16 protein-coding genes are annotated in these 12,920 nt (G+C 75.0%); 3 read left to right on the forward strand and 13 right to left on the reverse strand.

What is annotated here, in order from left to right:
• Window positions 1-45 precede the first annotated feature (45 nt).
• From BLT72_RS13180 to BLT72_RS13235, 12 genes are all read right to left on the reverse strand, one after another.
• The gene (locus tag BLT72_RS13180) at window positions 46-486 is read right to left on the reverse strand and encodes a hypothetical protein (RefSeq protein WP_157720479.1); all 441 of its coding nucleotides are present in this window, start codon (window positions 484-486) and stop codon (window positions 46-48) included.
• Window positions 479-1,069 (reverse strand): Asp23/Gls24 family envelope stress response protein, encoded by a 591-nt coding sequence (locus BLT72_RS13185; RefSeq protein ID WP_157720480.1) that lies wholly within the window; start codon window positions 1,067-1,069, stop codon window positions 479-481. The genes BLT72_RS13180 and BLT72_RS13185 overlap by 8 nt, the downstream gene beginning before the upstream one ends.
• A complete protein-coding gene (locus BLT72_RS13190; RefSeq protein WP_197677024.1) occupies window positions 1,060-1,689 on the reverse strand; it encodes an RNA polymerase sigma factor in 630 nt (209 codons plus the stop codon). The genes BLT72_RS13185 and BLT72_RS13190 overlap by 10 nt, the downstream gene beginning before the upstream one ends.
• A gap of 7 nt (window positions 1,690-1,696) precedes the next feature.
• Window positions 1,697-2,311: an Asp23/Gls24 family envelope stress response protein gene (locus BLT72_RS13195; protein ID WP_091413378.1), complete on the reverse strand. Its 615-nt coding sequence runs from the start codon at window positions 2,309-2,311 to the stop codon at window positions 1,697-1,699.
• Between the two features lie 52 nt (window positions 2,312-2,363).
• Entirely contained in the window at window positions 2,364-2,930 is a 567-nt protein-coding gene (locus tag BLT72_RS13200) for a DUF6286 domain-containing protein (RefSeq protein ID WP_091413380.1), read from the reverse strand.
• The gene (locus BLT72_RS13205; protein ID WP_091413382.1) at window positions 2,927-3,340 is read right to left on the reverse strand and encodes an Asp23/Gls24 family envelope stress response protein; all 414 of its coding nucleotides are present in this window, start codon (window positions 3,338-3,340) and stop codon (window positions 2,927-2,929) included. Before BLT72_RS13205 ends, BLT72_RS13200 begins: the two co-directional genes overlap by 4 nt.
• 3 nt (window positions 3,341-3,343) lie before the next feature.
• A complete protein-coding gene (locus BLT72_RS13210) occupies window positions 3,344-3,523 on the reverse strand; it encodes a hypothetical protein (RefSeq protein WP_091413383.1) in 180 nt (59 codons plus the stop codon).
• A 47-nt stretch (window positions 3,524-3,570) separates the two neighbouring features.
• Window positions 3,571-4,080: an Asp23/Gls24 family envelope stress response protein gene (locus BLT72_RS13215; protein ID WP_091413385.1), complete on the reverse strand. Its 510-nt coding sequence runs from the start codon at window positions 4,078-4,080 to the stop codon at window positions 3,571-3,573.
• A gap of 130 nt (window positions 4,081-4,210) precedes the next feature.
• Window positions 4,211-5,164, reverse strand: a complete 954-nt coding sequence (locus BLT72_RS13220; RefSeq protein WP_091417410.1) for a VWA domain-containing protein — start codon at window positions 5,162-5,164, stop codon at window positions 4,211-4,213.
• A gap of 47 nt (window positions 5,165-5,211) precedes the next feature.
• Window positions 5,212-6,198 carry a VWA domain-containing protein gene (locus BLT72_RS13225; protein WP_231930044.1) on the reverse strand — a complete coding sequence of 329 codons (987 nt, stop codon included), beginning with the start codon at window positions 6,196-6,198 and terminating at the stop codon, window positions 5,212-5,214.
• A 16-nt stretch (window positions 6,199-6,214) separates the two neighbouring features.
• Window positions 6,215-7,255, reverse strand: coding sequence for a DUF58 domain-containing protein (locus BLT72_RS13230; RefSeq protein ID WP_091417413.1), 1,041 nt, complete (start codon window positions 7,253-7,255; stop codon window positions 6,215-6,217).
• Between the two features lie 101 nt (window positions 7,256-7,356).
• Window positions 7,357-8,505 (reverse strand): AAA family ATPase, encoded by a 1,149-nt coding sequence (locus BLT72_RS13235; RefSeq protein ID WP_231930636.1) that lies wholly within the window; start codon window positions 8,503-8,505, stop codon window positions 7,357-7,359.
• 521 nt (window positions 8,506-9,026) lie between these two features.
• Here BLT72_RS13235 and BLT72_RS13245 point away from each other — a divergent pair.
• From BLT72_RS13245 to BLT72_RS13255, 3 genes are read left to right on the forward strand one after another with little or no spacing between them, the layout of a single operon-like run.
• Complete coding sequence (locus BLT72_RS13245; RefSeq protein WP_091417416.1) at window positions 9,027-9,896, forward strand: hypothetical protein; 870 nt, start codon at window positions 9,027-9,029, stop codon at window positions 9,894-9,896.
• The gene (locus BLT72_RS13250) at window positions 9,893-10,765 is read left to right on the forward strand and encodes an HAD family hydrolase (RefSeq protein ID WP_157720481.1); all 873 of its coding nucleotides are present in this window, start codon (window positions 9,893-9,895) and stop codon (window positions 10,763-10,765) included. The genes BLT72_RS13245 and BLT72_RS13250 overlap by 4 nt, the downstream gene beginning before the upstream one ends.
• Complete coding sequence (locus tag BLT72_RS13255) at window positions 10,762-12,012, forward strand: glycosyltransferase 87 family protein (protein WP_091413391.1); 1,251 nt, start codon at window positions 10,762-10,764, stop codon at window positions 12,010-12,012. Before BLT72_RS13250 ends, BLT72_RS13255 begins: the two co-directional genes overlap by 4 nt.
• Here the strand turns inward: BLT72_RS13255 and BLT72_RS13260 are convergent.
• Window positions 11,981-12,868 carry an SMP-30/gluconolactonase/LRE family protein gene (locus BLT72_RS13260; protein ID WP_197677382.1) on the reverse strand — a complete coding sequence of 296 codons (888 nt, stop codon included), beginning with the start codon at window positions 12,866-12,868 and terminating at the stop codon, window positions 11,981-11,983. The genes BLT72_RS13255 and BLT72_RS13260 overlap by 32 nt on opposite strands.
• Between the last annotated feature and the right edge of the window lie 52 nt (window positions 12,869-12,920).

Raw genomic sequence — 12,920 nt, forward strand, 5'->3', positions numbered from 1 at the left:
CCTCGAGGGTAGCGACCGGGCGGGCGGACGTCGGGTCCGAGGGCGTCAGCCCGCCACCACGGCGGCCGGCACCCCGGCCGGCACCAGGCCCAGCTCGATCGAGAGCACGCTGACACTCACCGACCCCGCCTGCAGCCCCTGCTCGGCCAGCAGCGTCCGCAGCCGGGCGCGCACCGCCTCGGCCGTCCGGCGGGCCTGCGCGTCGGGCTCGGTGACCACGTCGACGCTGAGGTCGACGATCTCCCCCCGGCGCGTGACCCGCACCTCGCCGGTCGCACCGGTGCCGGTCGAGCCGCCCAGCCGGCGCAGCGCCGCCTGGAGGGTGGGCTCGAGCCGGACCACGCCCGGGGTCGCGAGCACGGCCGTCACCAGGGACGACGACAGGGCGTCGTCGGCGACCACCGGCTCCGGGCCGTCGGCGAGGGCCGGTTCGGCCCCACGATTCCTGTCGTCTGCGATCTTGTCGCGCGCCATCTGATCAGACATCGTGCACATCCTCCACCCGCAGGTCCACGCTGACCACCTCGATGCCCACCTGGCGGTCGACCTCCGCGACGATCCGGCGCCGCAGCTCGGCGACCGCGGCGGGGATGGCCAGCCCGGCGGTCACGCTCACCCCCAGCTCGATGCGCACCCGGACGCGGTCGTCCGCGGGCCGGGAGTCGGGGTCGTCCACCAGCTCGACCGCGCAGCGCCGGGCCTGCAGGCCCGGCATCTCGTCACCCGTCGCCCACACGATGCCGACCACGGCCTGCTCGCTCACCGTCAGCTCCGCGGTCAGCTCGTCGTCCCGCAGCCGGACCAGCGGGAGCCGGCGGCCGCGGCGCACCTCGGCGCGGGCGATGCTGAAGATGCTGTCCAGCACGCTGGCGCTGGTGTGCAGCGCGGGGTCGTCGCGGTCGGCCGCCGTCAGGGCGGCGGCCGCGGCCGCCAACCCGTCCAGGCTGGCGCGGGCGTCCTGGCAGAAGGGGCACCCGCGCTCGTGGGGTCCGGGCGGCTCGTCGAGGCTCTCCCAGACCTCGTCGATGTCGCGGCCGCACCCGAGGCGCGAAGGGTCGGTCACTGCCATGACGCCATTCCTCTCGCTAGGTGCCGGCGGGCACGGGCCAGACGGCCCCGGACCGTGCTCGCCGGGACGCCGGTGGCGTAGGCGATCTCGGGGTAGGTCAGGTCGTGCAGCTCTTTCAGTACCCAGCACGCCCGCTGGTCAGCCGGCAGGGTGTCGAGCACCTCGTCGAGCCCGCGGAGCTGGGCGGCGACCTGGGCCAGGTCGGCCGGGCCGTGGCCGCGGACGGTGACGTCGTCGACGTGCTCCTCGAGCTCCTCCGCCGTCGCCGCCAGGTCGGTGCGCCGACGGGTGCGGGCCCGCAGCACGTTGAGGCACCGACGGGTGGCCACGTGGTAGATCCAGGCGTGGAAGGCCTGCGGGTTCGCCAAGGTGGGCAACCGGCGCCAGACCAGCACGAAGGTGTCCTGCACCACGTCCTCGGCCTCGCCCCGGTCGGCCAGCATGCGGTAGGCGAGCCGGAACATCTCCCCCTCGTAGCGCCGGACCAGCTCCTCGAAGGCCCCGAGGTCGCCGTCCTGGGCTCGGGCGACCACGGTCGCCTGGACCAGCGGCGGCCCTGACCGGACCGCCGGCTCCACCGGGCGGGCGTCGGCCGCGGCGGCGGGGGGCGGGGCGCCCACCACCGGCTCAGAAGGTGACGCGGTCACTGCTGCGCCGGTCGCGGCCCACCTCGACGAGGACCCCGAGGCGGTGCAGCGGGGTGCCGAGGGCCGTGGCCAGGTGGTCGGCGACGTCGCCCTGCAGGCTGCGCAGCAGCGGCTGCACTGCCGAGCGCTCGTCGGCGGTGACCTTGAGCGTGAGGTCGGGCCGGGCCACGGTCCCGCGGAGCACGGCGGACGCCCGCGACACCCCCGGCAGGGCGGTGACCTCGGCCTCCACGGCCGCGCCGAGCACGGCCGGGTCGCAGACGGTCAACCCGGCGACCGCGTCGTCGTGCAGCCGGAACGGCTTGGCCGCGCGGGTGCGCGGCACCTGGCGGAGCAGCCAGAGCAGCCCGAGGACGGCGAGCAGGAGGCCGGCGAGGCCCACCGCGACGGGTCCGGCGGCCGAGCCGGTGAAGCCGCCGACCGCACGCGGCACGACGGCGGCGTCCGGCGCCGGGCCAGGACCCAGCCCGACGGCACCGGTGAGGACGTGGAGCTGGTCCAGCCCGGCCAGCAGGCCCAGCCCTCCCGCGACCAGCAGCGCCAGGCCGGTGACGGTGAGCCAGACCCGGTTGAGCCGGGCGGCGTTCTTCTTCATCGGGGGACCTCTCGGCGGAGTCGTCGGGGGTGGGAGCGGGTGGTGGAGCGGGTCACAGCCGGGTGCGGACCCGGACCCGCGCCGCCGGGGTCGGCTGCACGCCGGCGTCGGTGAGCGCGCGGTCGACCCGCCGGCGCACGGCGGCGGCGACGTCGGCGGTCTGCTCCGACGGGGTGGTGACGACGACGTCGACGGTCCGGCCGCGTGCGGTGGCGGACACCCGGTCGACGCCGTCGACCTCGTCGGCGGCCGTGCCGACCAGCCGGCCGAGGGCCCGACGGGTGATCGCGAACTCGGTCCGGGCGGGGCCGACCGGCCCGCGCGGCGCGGCCAGCCGCACCGTGGTGGGACGGCCAGGCGTCAGCGCGGCGACCAGCAGCACGAGACCGAGGACGACGAGACCGCCGGCCGTCGTCAGCAGGGTGGTGCTGCCCCAGGTCTGGCCACCCAGGGCCCGCCCCACGCCGCGGCCGAGGCAGGACCAGCCGCCTCCGACGAGCGCCTCGACGGCCAACCAGACCGCGGCGGCACCGACGGCCAGCAGGACTGCCGCGACGATGCTCGCGGGGACGGTGCGGGAGGGACGGCGCCGCAGGGCGACGGTGGTCGGGCCCCTCATGCGAGCTCCCGCCCGCGCTGCGGGGCAGCGGGCTGCAGGGTGGTGATGGTGATGTCGACGCGGGTGACCTCCACGCCGGTCAGCTGCCGGACGCGCGTGACGACCCGGCGGCGGACCTGGTCCGCGGCCTGGCGGATGGGCGTCGGGTAGGCCACCGCGACCTCGAGGCTCACGGTGGCGGTCCGGCCGGCGAGCACGACGTCGACCGTCGGGCGCGCGGACAGGTCGCCGTGCGAGCCGACGCCGAGCAGTCCCCCCGAGGTGCCGCCGACGACGGCGATCTCGGAGGCGACCTGCCCGACGACCTTCTCGACGACCCGGCCGGCCAGCGTGGTGGTGCCCCGGGACCCGCTGGGGCGAGACCCGCGGGAGTCGGCCACCGGGGCCGGGGCCGTGCTCGTGCTGGTCACGCGTCAGCGCCGATCAGCGGGGCTGACGAGGGCGCGCACGTCGAGCTTGCCCTCCAGCACCCGGCCGATGACCAGTCCGACGGCTCCGAACAGCACGACGACGACGAACGGCCCGAAGCCGCCGAAGGCGACCACGACACCGAGCACGAGGCCGACGAGGACAGCGGTCTGGGTTGAGGACATGAGGGGTGATCCTTCGGTTCTGCGGGAGGTGGAGGGCGGGGCGGGCGCTACTGCAGCTTCGAGTCGCTGCTGCCCGACGTCGTGGCCGGGTCGTCGTCGTCCTCGGGCAGGTGGACGTCGGTCACGTTGACGTTGACCTCGAGCACCTCGAGGCCGGTGCCGTGCTCGACGGCCGAGATGATGTTCTGCCGGATGCGCTCGCTGACGTCGGCGATGGCCACGCCGTACTCGACGACGATGCTGACCTCGATGGCGGTCTGGCGCTCACCCTTCTCGACACTGACCCCGCCGCCGACGTTGGTCTGCGAGCCGGGGATCCGCTCGGTCAGCTGGTTGAAGGCGCGGCGCGCGGCGTTGCCCATCGAGTAGACCCCGGGCACCTCGCGCGCGGCGATGCCGGCGAGCTTCTGCACGACCGTGTCGGCGATCGTGGTGTCGCCGTGGACGGTGTGCAGGGCGTCGAGCTGCTTGGGCGGCTGCGGCTCGCCGACGGCCTCGCGGGCGTCGCGCGCCCGCAGCTCCTGGGTGGTGGCCGGCAGGCTGGCGGTCTGGCTCATCTGGTTGCTCCTCGGTCAGGTCAGGACGTTCCCTACACCTGTCATGAGGACGCGACCGGGGGAACCGTCACGCCCCGGCTGCCGGTTCTTCCCGACCGTCCTTCGGAGCCCGGGGCGCGCCGGATGGCCGTCAGGGCCAGCGGGCGCCGAGCGAGATCATCCCGAAGGCGGCGAGGACGGCCAGCGCGAGGCCGAAGCCGGCGTAGCGGGAGGTGACCTCCTGGTCCACCTTCTCGGTGCCGACCGAGCTGCCGATGTCCTCGTAGACCTCCTTGAGCTGCCCGGCCGACGTGGCCGTGTAGGCCTCGCCGCCCGAGACCCGGGAGACCCGGGCCAGCTCCGAGCGGTCGACCGGCACCGGCTCCCGGCGGCCGCTCACCTCGATGTAGCCGTCGGCGGTGCCGTAGGCGATCGTGTAGATCGGCACGTCCTGCGCCTTCGCCGCCTCGGCCGCCTCGGAGCTGGACCGGCCCACCTGGGTCTTGCCGTCGCTGAGCAGGACGATCCGGGCGGGCACCACCGCCTCCGGGTCGTCGGGGTCCGGCGGCACCTGGGCCAGCGCGGCCAGCGAGGTGTAGATGCCCTCGCCGATGGCCGTCGACGGCTGCGGCTGCAGGGCCTGGATGGCCGCCGTCGCCGCGCCCCGGTCGAGGGTGGGCGGCACGAGCGTCGTGGCGGTGCCCGCGAACGAGACGACCGCGACGTTGAACTTGGGCGGCAGGCTGGTGACGAAGTCCTCCGCCGCCGCCTTGGCCGCCTCGATCCGGTTCGGCTCCACGTCGGTCGCCTCCATGGACAGCGACACGTCGATGGTGACGACGATCGTCGCCCGCTCCCGGGGCACCGACACCTCGTCCTTCGGCTTCGCGAACGCCAGCGTCAGCGTCGCCAAGCTGAGGATCGACAGCCCGACGGCCACGTGCCGCAGCCACGTCCGGTCCCGGGGGATGACGAGGTCGAACATGGTCCGGCCGATCGCGGCCCGCCGCCGGCGCCCGCGGCGGACCAGCCCGAGGTAGAGGCTGACGAGCGCGGGGATCAGCAGCAGCAGCCAGAGCCGGCTCGGCTCCAGGAACGACAGCATCGGCACCAGGGCGGGCGCCGTCGGCAGGGCCGTCAGGATCGCGGTCGTCACGGCCACCGCGCTCCGAGCGAGATGGCGCCCAGCGCCGCCAGCACCGCCAGCGCCAGGCCGTAGCCGGCGAACCGCGCGGTGACCTCCCGGTCGGCCTTCTCGTAGCCGACCTCGGAGCCGATGTTCTCGTAGACCGTCTGCAGCTGCTCCGCGGTGGCTGCGGCGAAGTACTCCCCACCGCTCAGGTCGGCCACCTCCTGCATCTCCTGGTGGTCGACCGGCACCGGCTCCCGCTTGCCGTCCAGGTCCACGTAGCCGTTCTCGGTGCCGTAGGCGATCGTGTAGACGGGCACCTGCGCGGCGCCCGCCTCCGCCGCCGCCTGCTGCGGGGCCCGGCCGACGGTGTTGGCGCCGTCGCTCAGCAGGACGATGGCGCCCGGCGCCACCGACTCCGGCTTGTCGGGGTCCTTCGGCGCCTGGCTGAGCGCCCGCATGGCCGTCGCGATCCCCTCGCCGATCGCGGTCGACTCCTGCAGCTGGATGCTGCGGATCGCGTTCTCGACCGTGTTGTGCGCGGTGGTCGGCGGCACGAGCACCGAGGACGCCCCGGCCATCGAGACCACCGACACGTTGTACTTCTCGGGCAGCTGGGCGACGAACTCCGTCGCCGCCTGCTTGGCGGCGTCGAGCCGGGTCGGCTTGACGTCGGTGGCCTGCATGGACAGGGAGGCGTCGATCACCAGCACGACCGTCGCCCGCTCCCGCGGCACGTCGACCTGGGTCTTGGGACGGGCGAACGCCGCCGTCAGGGTGATCAGGCTGAGCAGCGACAGGGCCACCGCGACGTGCCGGCGCCACTGGGACTGCTTGGGCACCACGACCTCGAGCATCGAGGTGTTGGTGAACCGCATCCCGCGCCGGTTCTTGCGCCGCATGGCGAAGAGGTAGGCGGCGACCATCAGCGGGATGACCAGCAGGATCAGCAGCCGCTCGGGGTCCAGGAACGCGAGCTGCGGCACGAGGCCGAGGGCCCGCCCGGTCACGTCGTCCTCCGGCGCTTCACTTCGTCACTCCCTGGGGCGGTGCGTGGAGCATGCTCGCCACGCGGCGGTAGGCCAGGACGAACCTGGCGATGTCGGCGACCCAGTCCTGGTCGGTGCGCAGCTGGATGTGCCCGACACCAGCACGACGAAGGGCGATGCGGATTCGTTCCCGCTGGGCGGCGCTGGCCGCGTCCATCCGGGCCCGGGCGTCGGGGTCGGCGGTGTTCACGTAGCGCTCGAAGTCGGTCTCCGGGTCCCGGATCAGCATGTCCCCGACGTCGGGGAACTCGACCTCGCGGCGGTCCACCACCTCGACGGCCAGCACCTGGTTGCGCACCCCGAGGCGGCGCATCGCCCGCTCCCACTCGGGCTCGACGTTGGGGTCGAGCTCGTGGTCGCCCGGGGTCAGGAAGTCGGAGACGACGACGCGGAGGCCCCGACGCCGCTGGGTCCGGGACAGCTGCTCGATCCCGGCGGTGAGCGACATGGAGCCGGTCGCGTGGTCGGGGACGAAGGGTTCGGTGAGCATGGAGCGGAGGAGCCCGTACAGCGCGGAGCGGCCGGAGCGGGCCGGCAGCCGGCGCAGCGCGTCCGGGCGCATGACGTAGCCGCCGAAGCGGTCCCCCATCTTCTGGCTCAGGAAGCCGATGGTGGCGATCGCGGCGATGCCGAGGTCCCGCTTGGTGACGCCCTCGGTGCCCCAGTTCATCGACGGGGTGACGTCCAGCAGCGCCCACACCTCGAGCTCGCGGTCGGACATGGTGTCGCGGACGTAGGGCACGGTCGTCCGGGCGGTGACGGCCCAGTCGATCTTGCGGACGTCGTCCTCGCCGGCGATGTAGGCGCGGGCGTCGTTGGTCTCCGAGCCAGGTCCGGGCAGCAGGCCGAGGTGGTCGCCGTGCAGGTAGCCCTCCAGCCGCCGGACGATCGTCAGCTCCAGCCGGCGCAGCGCGGCCTCGGGCGCCAGCTTGTTGAGCGGGATGGTGGCCCGGGTCGGCTCACCGACCACCGACGCGACGGCCCCGTGCTGCTGCTCGAGGGCGGAGGGCGGCCGCATGCCGACGGCAGCACCGGGTGCGGCGAACCCCACCGCGCCCGCGGGCCGGCCGGTGGGCGGCGGGAACGCCGGACCCGCGACGGGAGTCGACACGGGTCGGCTCAGCGGCCGTCGCCCGGGGGCGGCGGGTAGGCGGGGGCCGGGTAGGGCTGGCCCTGCGGGAGCGGCTGCTGCGCCGGCTGCTGGGGCGGCGGTCCGCCGACGGGCTGGCCGGGCTGACCGCCGTGCTGCTGGGAGGCGTTCCAGACCGGGGTGGGCGGCGGCACCATCGCGACGATCCGCTCCACCACCTGGGCCGAGGAGATGTTGTCGGCGACGGCGTCGAAGCCGAGCACGATGCGGTGGGCCATGACGTTCTTGGCCACCGCCTGCACGTCGGTGGGCAGCACGTAGTCGCGGCCGTGGATCAGGGCGAGCGCCCGGGACGCGGCGACCAGGCCGAGGGTGGCGCGGGGGCTGCAGCCGATCTGGATCACCGACGCGAGGTCGGGGATCCCGAACTCGGCCGGGGTCCGGGTGGCCAGCACGAGGCGCACGATGTACTCGGCCACGAGGTTGTGCACGAAGACCTCACCGGCCTGGCGCTGCAGGTCGAGGACCATCTCGGGGCTCAGCACGGGGCGCGCGCTGGGCGGGTCGACGCTCATCCGGCGGAGGATCTCGAACTCCTCGTTGCCGCGCGGGTAGGGCACGTCGATCTTGAGCAGGAAGCGGTCGCGCTGGGCCTCGGGCAGCGGGTAGACACCCTCGGACTCCACCGGGTTCTGCGTGGCGATGACGATGAACGGCTGCGGCACCGGGTAGGTGGTCCCGCCGATGGAGACCTGCTTCTCGGCCATCAGCTCGAGCATCGCGGCCTGCACCTTCGCGGGCGCCCGGTTGATCTCGTCCGCCAGCACGAAGTTGACGAACACCGGCCCGAGCTCGACGTCGAACGTCTCCTGGCTGGCCTTGTAGATCCGGGTCCCGACGATGTCGGAGGGCACCAGGTCCGGGGTGAACTGGATGCGGGCGAAGTCGCCGCCGACGACCGTGGCGAAGCTGCGCACGGCCAGCGTCTTGGCGACCCCCGGCACCCCCTCGAGCAGGCAGTGGCCCTTCGCCAGCAGCCCGACCATCAGCTGCTCGACCATCGACTCCTGGCCCACGATCACCCGCTGGACGCCGGCGATCGCGTCCTTGAGCAGGCGGGAGGCCTGCTGGTTCGCCTGCGGTGGCTGGTGGCTCTGGCCGTTCTGGCGCTCGGACACCTGTCCCTGCTGGCCGTAGGACGGACTGCTCACTCACTGCTCCTGTGGGGATCTCGGTGCCCGGTGGTGCTCGCGGACCCGGGCGACGACCCGCTCATCCTCTCAGACCGACCCAACCCGACCGGGTCGGAACCGGCCCGCGCCACCCAGGACGACGCCCGCCGCGGGCGCGGCCGGCCCCGGGCGGCCCCGGCCGCGGTCCGCCGGGACCCCCGCCGGCGGCGAATAGACTTCCACGACGCCACGGCCGTGGCGCGGCGGTCCCGGCGGGGCCGCGCCGTCTGATCTGATGAGGACCGATGTCGACGCCCGAGCCGCCCGCGCCGTCCCCCGGCGGCCCCGAGCAGCCGGGTCCCGTTCCCGCGGGCTCCGGCGGCGGCTACGGCCCACCCGTCCCGCCGCTCCCCCCGGACGACGACCCCTGGCCCACCGGTCCCCTCGACGACGACGGCTACGTCCCGCTCAGCCCGGTCCGCGAGCAGGACCCGCCCCGGGTCGGGGAGTACTGGCTGGACGCCCGGCTGCACGCCAGCCCGGCCGGTGTCGTCTACACCGCCCACGACACCGCGGACACCCCGGCGCTGGTGGTGCTGCTGTCGGAGGGCGCGACGGCGGACGCCGCCGCCCGCGAGCGGCTGGCCGGCGTGGTCAACGGCCTGCACCTCGACGACGTGCTGGCCCGCGGCGGGCACGGCCAGGACACCGGCCGGCTGACCCGTCGGTTCCGGCCCGACCGGGACGGGCCGGTCCCGCCCGACGCCGCCCTGGTGGCGCCCTGGGTCGCGCTCACCTACGACGGCTCCCCCGCCGCCGCCGAGCGGGCCCGCCGCATCCTCGACGAGGTCGAGATCGCGAGCCTGCCGCCGCAGGGCGCCGCGTCCGGACCGGACTACCAGCACTACTGGATCGACCGGGTGCGCCCGGGCCTCGCACGGCTGTGGCCGCTGCCCTGGCCCGGCCGCTACGACCGCGCGGGCTGGCGGACCATCCTGGTCTCCTGGCTGCTGATGCTGCTGCTCGCTGCCCTGGCGGTGCTGCTCGCCATCCTGATCTTCCGCAACCAGCCGCCGCAGGCGCCGCCGCCGCCCACCGGGCAGTCGGGCAGCCCGCCGCCGGCGTCCAGCTCGCCGTCCCCGCAGTCCGGCTCCCCCTCCCCGCAGTCCGGCTCCCCCTCACCGCAGTCGGGGTCCCCGTCGCCGTCGGAGTCCCCGTCGGGCTCCGGCTCGCCCTCACCCAGCGGCTCGGACTCCGGCGAGCCGTCGCCGTCCGGGACCCAGTCGGCCGAGTCGCCGTCCCCGGAGCCGTCGGCCACCGAGTCCGGAGGCGGGGGCGGGGGCACCCCGGCGCCCTCCGGGTCGCCCGGCAGCCCGTCCCCGCGGTCGCGGCTGTGAGCCCCGACGTGCGCGCCGACCGGGTGCCGCGGCTGGTCGTCACCGACATGGACGGCACCTTCTTGTCCCCCGACGGGACGGTGAGCGAGCAGAACCGCGCCGCCGTCCTCGCCGCCCAGGGGGCCGGCATCCCCGTGCTGTTCGCGACGGGCCGGCCGGTCCGCTGGCTCGAGGTGATCCGCGACCTGCCCGGCGCGCACCCGACGGTGATCGCCAGCAACGGCGCGGTGCTCTACGACCTCGGCACGGGTGAGCTGCTGGACCGGGTCTGCGTGGACCCCGCCGTCGCGCTCGAGGCCGTGCGCGCGGTGCGGCTGGCGGTGCCCGACGCCGCCTTCGCGTTCGAGTCGGGCACCCGGTTCGGTCACGAGCCGGGCTACCGCGTCTGGCGGTCCGACCCGGCCGTCGACCCCGCCCTGCACACCGGCCCGGCGGAGGAGATCGCGCACACCGAGCCCTTCGTCAAGATGCTCGTGCAGAGCCAGGCGCTGGACGCGGACCAGCTGCTGGCCGACGTCCGGCGCGTGGTCGGGGACCGCCTCACCACCACCCACTCGGCGAACCCGGGGATCGGTCTGGTGGAGGTCAGCGGCCCCGGGGTGAGCAAGGCCTCCATGCTGGCCCGCTGCTGCGCCCGGCTGGGCATCGACGCCGCCGACGTCGCCGCGTTCGGGGACATGCCCAACGACGTCGCGATGCTCAGCTGGGCCGGGCTGCCGCACGTCGTCGCCAACGCGCACCCCGTGCTGCTCGAGGGTCCGTACCGGGTGGTGCCGGCCAACGCCGAGTCCGGGGTGGGCCGGACCATCCTCGACTGGGTCGCCCGCAGCGGGCGGGCCGTCGACGCCGAACCCACCCTCACCTCGTGAGGCGGGCGCTGCGCGGCGTCGCCGTCTGCCTGCTGCCCGTGCTGGTGGGGCTCTACGTGGCCGCCACCACGTTCGGCGGCGGCCGTTTCGTGCCGTGGCGGCCGGTCATGGTCGACCTCGACGTGTACCGCCGCGCCGGCTCGGTGCTGCTGCAGGGTGGCGACTTCTACACCCTGCCCGGCGCCCTGCAGTTCCTGTACCCGCCGTTCGCCGCCCTGCTGGCCGCGCCGCTCGCCCTGCTGCCCGCCACCGTGGCGCAGGTGGGCTGGACGGTCGCGGGCGTGCTCGCCCTGCTCGCCGTGCTGCACCGGTTCGGGCTGCACGGCTGGGTGCTCAGCCTGGTGGGCACGGCCGCCGTGTGGTTCGTCGAGCCGGTCACCGAGACCCTCGCCTTCGGCCAGCTGGGCATCTTCCTCGTCGCCCTCGTCGTGCTGGACCTCGTCCCGGGACCGCGGGTCGGGCGGCACCGGCTGCTGCCGGAGGGGGTGCTGACCGCGCTCGCCGCCGCCGTCAAGCTGACGCCCGCGATCTTCGTCGTGCAGCTGCTGGTCGTCCGGCGCACCCGCGCCCTCGTCACCGCCGTCGTCACCGGCCTGGCGGTGACCCTGGCCAGCGCCGTCGTCGCCCCCCGGGCCTCGCGGGGGTTCTGGGGGCGCCTCGCGCACGGCGACACGGGGCTGGGCGGCAGCATCATCTACTACACGAACCAGTCGGTGATGGCCGACGTCGTCCGGGTGCTCGGCCTGGGGGGCGGGGCCGCGGCCCTCGGGCTGGCCCTCTCCGCGCTCGTCGCGGCGCTGGGGGTCTGGGCCGGGTCCTGCTGGTACCGCCGGGGTGACGTCGCCCTCGCCGTCACGCTGTGCGGGGTGGCCAGCCTGCTCGCCTCCCCGGTGTCCTGGCTGCACCACTTCGTCTGGGTCGTCCCGCTGGCCCTCTGCCTGGTCCAGCACAGCCGGGGGCGGGACGCCGAGGGCGGTCCGCTGCCCCCGCTGCCCGCCTGGTTCACCGCGCTGGGCTGGACGTTCGTCGGCTGGGTGGTCGCCTCGCCGTTCCGCCGGCTGCCCAACGGCGCCGACGTCGAGCTGCAGTGGACCGCGGCCCAGCACGCGCTGGCCTCGACGACGGCCGTGCTGGGCGTCGCCCTGCTGGTGGGCGGCGTGGTGGTCGGCCGCCGACGGACCCGCGCGGACCGGCCCACCGACGCCTCGACCGCGGTCAGCGCCGCCGGCGCGCGCCGCGGAAGTTGACCCGCAGCGTGTAGAGCGACGTCGTCGCCGTCAGGTAGAGCTGGTTGCGCTGCGGCCCGCCGAACTCCAGGTTCGCGACGATCTCGGGCACCAGCAGCTTCCCCAGCAGCGTGCCGTCCGGGTGGTAGCAGTGCACGCCGTCCTGGGCCGCGCCCCACAGCCGCCCCTGGTCGTCGAAGCGGAGGCCGTCGTAGCCGAGGTCGTCGGCGGCCCAGACCGCGCCGCCGCGGAGCCCTGCGCCCTCGACGTCGAAGAGCCGGATGGTGTGCTGGTCGCTGTCGACGACGTAGAGGTGCCGCTCGTCGGCGGAGAAGGCCAGGCCGTTCGGCTGCACGAAGTCGTCGGCGACCACCTCGGGCTCTCCGCCGTCGGGGCCCAGCCGGAACACGTGGCGCGCCCCGATCTCCGACGTCGCCTGGTGGCCCTCGTAGTCGGTGTGGATGCCGTAGCTGGGGTCGGTGAACCAGATCGAGCCGTCGGAGCGGACCACGACGTCGTTGGGGCTGTTCAGCCGCCGACCCTGCCAGGAGCCGGCCAGGACGGTGACCGTCCCGTCGTGCTCCAGCCGGGTGACCCGGCGGGCGCCGTGCTCGCAGGTGACGAACCTCCCCTGCGGGTCGAGCGTCCGGCCGTTCGGGAAGTCGGCCGGCGTCCGGAAGACGTCGGTCCGCCCGGTCACCTCGTCGTGGCGCAGCACCCGGTCGTTCGGGATGTCGCTGACCAGCAGGAAGCGTCCGGCCGGGGAGTAGGCGGGGCCCTCCAGCCAGCGTCCGCCGTCGAAGACCTGCTCGAGGAAGCGGTCGCCCCCCGTGCCGGCGAAGCGCTCGTCGAGCACCTCGAAGCGGGCGGGGATCATCGGGGCCACGGCTCTCCTCGGGTCGGTGCAGCACGTCGACGTGCTGGAGCGC

The organism is Friedmanniella luteola (assembly GCF_900105065.1).
GTDB lineage: Bacteria > Actinomycetota > Actinomycetes > Propionibacteriales > Propionibacteriaceae > Microlunatus > Microlunatus luteolus.

Coding starts and splice junctions, on each gene's coding strand:
- BLT72_RS13180 (WP_157720479.1), bottom strand. CDS start 486: ATGTCTGATCAGATGGCGCGCGACAAGATCGCAGACGACAGGAATCGT.
- BLT72_RS13185 (WP_157720480.1), bottom strand. CDS start 1,069: ATGGCAGTGACCGACCCTTCGCGCCTCGGGTGCGGCCGCGACATCGAC.
- BLT72_RS13195 (WP_091413378.1), bottom strand. CDS start 2,311: ATGAAGAAGAACGCCGCCCGGCTCAACCGGGTCTGGCTCACCGTCACC.
- BLT72_RS13200 (WP_091413380.1), bottom strand. CDS start 2,930: ATGAGGGGCCCGACCACCGTCGCCCTGCGGCGCCGTCCCTCCCGCACC.
- BLT72_RS13210 (WP_091413383.1), bottom strand. CDS start 3,523: ATGTCCTCAACCCAGACCGCTGTCCTCGTCGGCCTCGTGCTCGGTGTC.
- BLT72_RS13215 (WP_091413385.1), bottom strand. CDS start 4,080: ATGAGCCAGACCGCCAGCCTGCCGGCCACCACCCAGGAGCTGCGGGCG.
- BLT72_RS13220 (WP_091417410.1), bottom strand. CDS start 5,164: ATGCTGTCGTTCCTGGAGCCGAGCCGGCTCTGGCTGCTGCTGCTGATC.
- BLT72_RS13230 (WP_091417413.1), bottom strand. CDS start 7,255: ATGCGGCCGCCCTCCGCCCTCGAGCAGCAGCACGGGGCCGTCGCGTCG.
- BLT72_RS13260 (WP_197677382.1), bottom strand. CDS start 12,868: ATGATCCCCGCCCGCTTCGAGGTGCTCGACGAGCGCTTCGCCGGCACG.